Consider the following 6,576-nt stretch of genomic DNA (forward strand, 5'->3'; position numbering starts at 1 on the left):
TTTCTTGAAAAATTTTTTGTAATTCAATTTCTTTTTCAGGAGTTAGCTTAACTTCAACAATTTTCCTTTTTGATGGATAATTAATTATTCCTTCTACATTTTCAATACCTTTTTCATGCTTGAGATAATAAAGATAGTAAAGCATTTGATAATAGTGAGCTTCTTGAAATTTGTCAGATTTTTTAACATCATGAAGAATAACTTTATCTCCTTTTTTAATAAAATCTATAGAGATTTTCTCTATAAGTATATCTTTCTCTATATCTTTAAATGCAATCTCATGTAATATCTTACCTAAAATTACTAGCTCTGATTCATGCTCCTGTGTAACATAGTGAGAAAAATACCAAAGCTGTGTTTTACAATGGATAAAATAATTTATTTGAACTCCTGTAAATAAAGCTTTTTCTTCTATTATTTCATCTGAGCTTGTAGAAAAAGTCTTTTGCTCTGTCAAATCCTCTAACTCGTTCTTTTTTTGCTTTAAGCTCATAGGAAATTTTTAGACTAACACAAGAAGAAAGTAACTCCCCATTTATCTCATTGTACTTAAACAAGTTGTAAATCAATTTTTCCCTTTCTTTTCTAATCAACTTCAATTTTTCTTCACTTATACCTCTTATATTAGTAAGAGAATTCAAAAACCTAAGTAAGCTCATATCCGAATCAAACCACTTAAAAATAATTTTTGAAAAACGTGGAAAGATGTAATAGGTAGATTTGCCTTTGCCACTTCTTTCTCTAGCAAAAATTATCAAAGAAGAAACATGTGACCATCCCAATTTAGAAATAAATTCTGACCAAAAATCTTGAGAAGAACTTTCCTCATTTTCACTAAACTTTTTAACCCAATAAGCTAGTAAAGAGAGTGTTACAAAAAACTTATCATTAAAATTCAGACGAACTTTAAGCGTATTTTTAACAGGAGCAAGATTAAAATTTTGTGTTACAATCCTCTCGCTAATAAGTAATCGCCAAAATTTTTGCTTACTTTCTTCTGAAATATTATCAAAAGTTATAATAGAATTTCCTATTTTTAAAGAGTAGCAATAAATTAAATAAATAGTCTTCCATATTTCTTCCTCTTCTGGTAATTTTTCGCTCCCTAGAAACAAGTTAGGTTCTGTTATCATAGTTGGATAAAGTAACGAAGAATATCCCTCTTCACTTATTTGTTTGGCCAAGCACTCTAATAATTCTATAAATTTTTCTCTTCTTTTCTCTTCCTCAATTTCATTCTCTATTTCCATTCGAAGCTGATATCTTTCCTTTCCAAACCCCTTTATTGGATTTCTAGGAAAAAAATTAGGAAACCAATTCGCTATAGAAAAAAGATAATTAACATTTACCAAAAATACATTATTCTCTTTCCAAAATACGAAATCCCTTATTTCTTTCCTCCACTTCATATTAAATTTTTTAATAGCTTTTCATTAATAAATCCATACTTTGTATCATAAACAAAATCTTTTGTTTCTTTTACAATTGGTATTCCTTTATCTTTCTCAACACTTCCTTTTAATACAACAAAAAAAGGTACATTTACTGCAAATCCCTTCAATCTTGCATATAACTTTAAATCACTTTTTTCACTTAATTTAGTAAGGACGTTATCTATTTCACTCCTAATCTTATTAGCTTTATTACCCACAATCAAATCTCTATAAGGTATAATAAGCGTTGTAAACTCTTCTCTATATGCTAATATTCTTCTAATTTCATTTTCTTCCAAATCTGGTGAAAAGAACAATCCAGTTACACCTTCGAACCTGGCTAAGTTAATATCGCGTTCGGCTTTCTTAAGATTTTGTTCTAATTTCTCTTTACTTTCTAAATCATTAAAAGCTTGAACCAATTCCCATTCGCTTTTTAAATCTTCAACTTTCTTCAAACAATTTTCCGCCTCATCTAATTTTTCTTTTTCATAAGGATACTTTTCTTCATCTTTAATTTTTGGTCTAAAAATGAAAACATTATCTTCAATTGCTTCCTCACCGCTTCTATTAACGCGTCCAAATCTTTGAATAAGAGAAGGAAAAGGTGCTAGTTCTGTATAAAGATAATCATATGAAATGTCAAGAGAAACTTCACAAACTTGCGTAGAAACTAAAACATGTGGTTTTAATGAATCTTTAAATTTTTTAACAACATCCTCTTTCTTTTTTCGCGAATAATACATAAACCTACCATGTAAAAGAATTGATGTTACATCTTCATATTCTTCTAATTTTTGCTTAATAGCTACAGCAGCTTCAACAGTATTTACTATTACAAGAACTCTTTTCTCTTTACCTTTTTTTACTATTTCTTCAATAGCATTATCAATGTGTTCATTCAATCTTAACTTAACCTTAATTCTTTTTAGTTCTTTATATTTTTCCAATTTATTAATTTCAACTATATTTTTACTTATTTCTAATGGTAAAAATTCTTTAATAGCTTGAGAAAGTGCATCTGAAAATGTAGCAGACATGAATAGTATGTGAAGATTATAAGTATTCCAGTAAAGCTTGAGAAAATGTAAAAGAATGTATAACATTCTTTCATTAAGCAAATGTATTTCATCTAGAATTATTGCTGCATTTTTAAACATCACTCGCCTCATATGATAGCTTCCTATTTGTAAAAAAGATAGTAAAATCTGATCAATAGTAGTTATAATAAACGGTTTAAGAAAGTATTTAGACAAAAATGTCTTAAATTGTGCCTCTCTTTCTTCAAGCACTTCATATACTTCAACATCATAAAAATAAAAATATTTAGCAATTTTATCTCCAAACAACTTTTTAAAATCTACATACAGTTCATTAATAGCCGTAATAGTTGGAAAGATAAGAAAACATTTCCTAATATTTTCTTTTCCCAATAAATAAAGTAAGGAAGCTTTAGTTTTCCCCCATCCAGTTGGAGCTTTAAGAAAACCTATTCTTTTTATTTTCTGAATTTCCTCTTGCTCTTTTCTTCTTTTAACATTTGGTAAAAAATTTTTTAACTCACTATAATCAACCAAAGGAGATTCTGGTATGAAAGTGGAATTGGATGCTGATAAACAATCAGCAATTTTAAATATTCCATATAAATCTGCCAATTCTATTCTATCATCCCTCGAGAAATTAGAAAAAAACCAACTTCTTAAAGTACCTACTTTAAAGCTTTCTACAACTTTTTCATATTCTTTATATTTCGTAATTGGTTTAAGTAAGCCATGATGTTTTAAAATTAAGAACAATACTAAAGCATCCTCTTCAGTAGGCCTTCTACCTTCTTTTTCTATTGCTTCCTCGAAATATTTACATGAATAATTCGAATGAGAAATATTTGAATTAAAATTCCAGACAGGATTTAGCTTGCCTGTATCATGATATTCTATTACCTTTTCTATGATTTTATAAGCTTTCGATGACTTTGAAAAACCAAAAAAATTTACAAACCTATTAAAAATTCTTTTAACCTCATCAACATGACAATATAAACACTTGTTTGGATGGCTCTCTTTTTCTAATTGAGATTCCCAATTTATATAGACCATTCTCCGACGCAATAAAAACCCTCTAGTTTATAAAGACCTATATTTTTCCCTTCAAACTCACAAACCAAAATCTTTTCTTGAGATTTCCCTTTTCCATCCAAAATAAAAACAAAATCTGGATTTGGAGAAAGTTTATGCATTACTGGTAATATTTCGAAACGAACATCTTGAAGTGGTTGAAACCAATCTAATGGTAAATAATTTGAAATTTCTGTTGAAACACTTGTATCTTTATACTTTACAACTTCCCAATCTTTTACAAAGAAATCATTTTGCCCACCGAAAGGTAGATATTCTATATTTTTCTTCAGTTTAGTATAAATTTCATTTAAATCCTCTCCAGCAATAGAAATAAAGTAGGTAGGTTCGTTAATTATATGAATATTCTCAACACCTTTTCCTCTTGTCTTTTTATGAAGAATGTATGTTGCATTTTCTCTTGCTTCGCGATAATTATCTCCATTAACTAGGGATGCACCAAAAAAATATTCTTTAAATCTTTGAGAAGCATCTCTCCTAGATAAACCTAACATACTACCAAAAATTCCAGCTACACTAGTTGGTAATGGTATAGGATACGTTAATCTAGATGTTTTAGTATAATGTACTTTAAAAAATGCTTCAAAAAATGCTATTCTCACTACAATTGCTTTCATTATGCCAACCTAGAGGAATTCAACTATCTCACTAATAACTTGATTTACACTAGTTACTTTTACTATTCCACTTGGTATTTCGTTTATTTTTCCTTTGTAATCTATTAGGAAAATTTTTTTCATATTCTCCCTTATTTCATTTCTTTCCACCATTCTCTTTAAGCTCTCTATATCTAATTCATTTTTCTCAAAGTCATAATCTAGATATTGAAAAACTGGAAGCGGTCCTTTTTCTGAGAGCACAACTAAGCCAGCTATATATTCTGGAATATTCAAAGAATTTGTAGCACGGGAAAGAACATATAAAGGTGTAAGAAATACTTCACAAAAAGCTTTTATTCTTTCCTTTCTTTCTTCATTAGTTATACTTTCAGGTACTTCTTCTAAAAATTTCTTCGCTTCTTCATTATTTTTAATACTTTTAGCTACTTTTCTATCTAAAGTAAAATTACCGATATAATCATACATGATGCAATTTATTTTTCCAATAAACTCCGCTACCTCTATTTCAAAAGGTGCTGGACTTTCTTCTTCACCCCATGACCTGGGAAATCTTGCTGCGAACTCTGCTTTTATTGGAGTATCCTTTAACGCCTTAAAATAGGATAAAGCTATGGGTGCCTGTCTTTTCAATGCTCCTTTTTCTCCTAAAGTTCGCATATAGCCAAAGATATCGTTGTCTATAAACTCGTTAGGTCTAGCACTATCACTAAGTCTTAATGTTTCTGTTGCTTCTGGATTTACACGTAGAGGATCTACTGGCAATCCCTTTTCGCGTAAAGCTTTCCTTATTGCAAACTTTATAGCTCTTGCTGAAACAAATGGTAAAACTTCTCCTGCTGAAGAATACATTTTTTTCAAAGTAATTCTTGTACCTATTACTTCATCTGCATTTACATTACCGTGAACCTTTCCAACTATAGATATTTGCACAACCTTACTCATTTTCCCTACTCCTTACAGATAAAGCATCTGTTAAACCTGCCATAATTGCAGCCTTCATATGATAAAATTTATCTCCATGCCACTTTACTTTAAACAAATCCGATTTAATAGAAACATCTAAACCTATATTTTTATTTGTTCTATATTCACATAACCTATTTGATAATTTCTCTAAAAATCTACCTGGTGTTTCCTCTCCGCGAATATCGAAAATTAACATTCTTAAAAGCTTTTCATCCCTTTCTTTTATTATCATACCAGTTCTATAAGCCCAACTCCAAATTTCATCGAACATAATATTATTTTTTTAGCACAAATATTTAAATTTATTTAAATTAACCTAGCCTGCTAACATCACATTCATAAACCCAAATCCTAAACTATTTCTTTCACCAAATCCACAATCAATTCCAAACTCTAAAATCTTTTTTTGCTCATTATCAAAATAACTAAACATAAATTCCCATATGCTTCCTATAACTTTATACTCTTTTCCTTTAATAATAACATGATTACAAACTTCTTTTTTAAATTTAAACTGCTCAAACAAAGAAAAGCTTTCAATATTAGTTTTATAAAATTCGCTATATTTTTTAAACAAATTTTCCTCTAATTGCTTAACAAAAGCTTCAAAAGAAAAAATAGAACGCCAATAAGCATATCTTTTCTTTCTAAATTCTTTTGGTATATTATATTTTTCATAATTTTTTTCAGGAATTCTAATAACAATTGGAGTTGCAGAAATTAGCTTACAAGCTTTTTTCAATTTTGTTTTTATTATCAAAATATTTTCTATTTCAAAAAGCATTTCACCAATATTAATTGCTTTTTTATTATCTGATAAATTTTTTAATTTTTCCTCTAAAATTTTTATAAAAAATTTGTCTGGAGAAGATATTAATAAATTTCTTTTATTTCCAGCTTTAATTTCACCAATAGGAAAAACATTAGAAAAACAAAAAAATTTGTATCCCTTTTTATCATGCAAAATATCATACTGAGTTCCTTTAAGCAAGCTATAAATAAATCCTTGCAATTTATGAAAATATTTTAAATCATATTGGCAATCGTTTAAAGCTTTTAAATTCAAAAGCAATCTCATATAAATTTTTTCAATTCCTCTTCTTTAATTTCTTTTATTATTTTATTTTTTATCTCAATGCTTTCTGTACTAGATTCCAAAACTTCTTTTATTTTTGCTTCACTAACAAGCTTTTCTTTTGTAAAATCTATTTCCTCAAACTCTATTTTTTCTTTTTTATTAACAATTTCTTTTATATCATTTTCTGTTTTTGTTAATTTTGCTGCTTCTCCAGCTTTTACTTCAACAAAAACTATTCTTTTTATTTCCCCAGATTTCCAACCATCAAAAACAATAAAATCTATTGGTTCTCCTAAATAAACAGCATCAATAGCATTAATATTCTTTTCTTTAAACTTTTCTGT

At 28.2% G+C, this 6,576-nt stretch carries 8 protein-coding genes; all 8 read right to left on the reverse strand.

All coding sequences use genetic code 11. The features are described 5' to 3' along the window. The coding region (locus ABIN73_10290) for a Dna2/Cas4 domain-containing protein (GenBank protein MEO0270113.1) at window positions 1–493 on the reverse strand (493 nt) is incomplete at its 3' end. Continuing rightward, window positions 420–1,409, reverse strand: coding sequence for a hypothetical protein (locus ABIN73_10295; protein MEO0270114.1), 990 nt, complete (start codon window positions 1,407–1,409; stop codon window positions 420–422). The genes ABIN73_10290 and ABIN73_10295, both read right to left, overlap by 74 nt. Further along, window positions 1,406–3,529 (reverse strand): CRISPR-associated helicase Cas3', encoded by a 2,124-nt coding sequence (gene cas3 / locus ABIN73_10300; GenBank protein MEO0270115.1) that lies wholly within the window; start codon window positions 3,527–3,529, stop codon window positions 1,406–1,408. Before cas3 ends, ABIN73_10295 begins: the two co-directional genes overlap by 4 nt. Then, window positions 3,517–4,185 (reverse strand): CRISPR-associated protein Cas5, encoded by a 669-nt coding sequence (cas5, locus tag ABIN73_10305; GenBank protein MEO0270116.1) that lies wholly within the window; start codon window positions 4,183–4,185, stop codon window positions 3,517–3,519. Before cas5 ends, cas3 begins: the two co-directional genes overlap by 13 nt. A gap of 9 nt (window positions 4,186–4,194) precedes the next feature. After that, window positions 4,195–5,130, reverse strand: coding sequence for a type I-B CRISPR-associated protein Cas7/Cst2/DevR (gene cas7i / locus ABIN73_10310; GenBank protein MEO0270117.1), 936 nt, complete (start codon window positions 5,128–5,130; stop codon window positions 4,195–4,197). Further along, window positions 5,123–5,425 carry a hypothetical protein gene (locus ABIN73_10315; protein MEO0270118.1) on the reverse strand — a complete coding sequence of 101 codons (303 nt, stop codon included), beginning with the start codon at window positions 5,423–5,425 and terminating at the stop codon, window positions 5,123–5,125. Before ABIN73_10315 ends, cas7i begins: the two co-directional genes overlap by 8 nt. A gap of 45 nt (window positions 5,426–5,470) precedes the next feature. Then, window positions 5,471–6,232 carry a CRISPR-associated endoribonuclease Cas6 gene (cas6, locus tag ABIN73_10320; protein ID MEO0270119.1) on the reverse strand — a complete coding sequence of 254 codons (762 nt, stop codon included), beginning with the start codon at window positions 6,230–6,232 and terminating at the stop codon, window positions 5,471–5,473. Next, window positions 6,229–6,576: Holliday junction resolvase-like protein (locus ABIN73_10325; GenBank protein ID MEO0270120.1), on the reverse strand; the 348-nt coding region annotated here is incomplete at its 5' end. The genes ABIN73_10325 and cas6, both read right to left, overlap by 4 nt.

The organism is candidate division WOR-3 bacterium (genome assembly GCA_039804025.1).
Classification (GTDB): Bacteria; Hydrothermota; Hydrothermia; order Hydrothermales; family JAJRUZ01; genus JBCNVI01.

Excerpts from the sequence above, each read along its gene's own strand:
- cas6 (MEO0270119.1), bottom strand. The coding sequence starts at position 6,232 with ATGAGATTGCTTTTGAATTTAAAAGCTTTAAACGATTGCCAATATGAT.
- ABIN73_10315 (MEO0270118.1), bottom strand. The coding sequence starts at position 5,425 with ATGTTCGATGAAATTTGGAGTTGGGCTTATAGAACTGGTATGATAATA.
- cas7i (MEO0270117.1), bottom strand. The coding sequence starts at position 5,130 with ATGAGTAAGGTTGTGCAAATATCTATAGTTGGAAAGGTTCACGGTAAT.
- cas5 (MEO0270116.1), bottom strand. The coding sequence starts at position 4,185 with ATGAAAGCAATTGTAGTGAGAATAGCATTTTTTGAAGCATTTTTTAAA.
- ABIN73_10295 (MEO0270114.1), bottom strand. The coding sequence starts at position 1,409 with ATGAAGTGGAGGAAAGAAATAAGGGATTTCGTATTTTGGAAAGAGAAT.
- cas3 (MEO0270115.1), bottom strand. The coding sequence starts at position 3,529 with ATGGTCTATATAAATTGGGAATCTCAATTAGAAAAAGAGAGCCATCCA.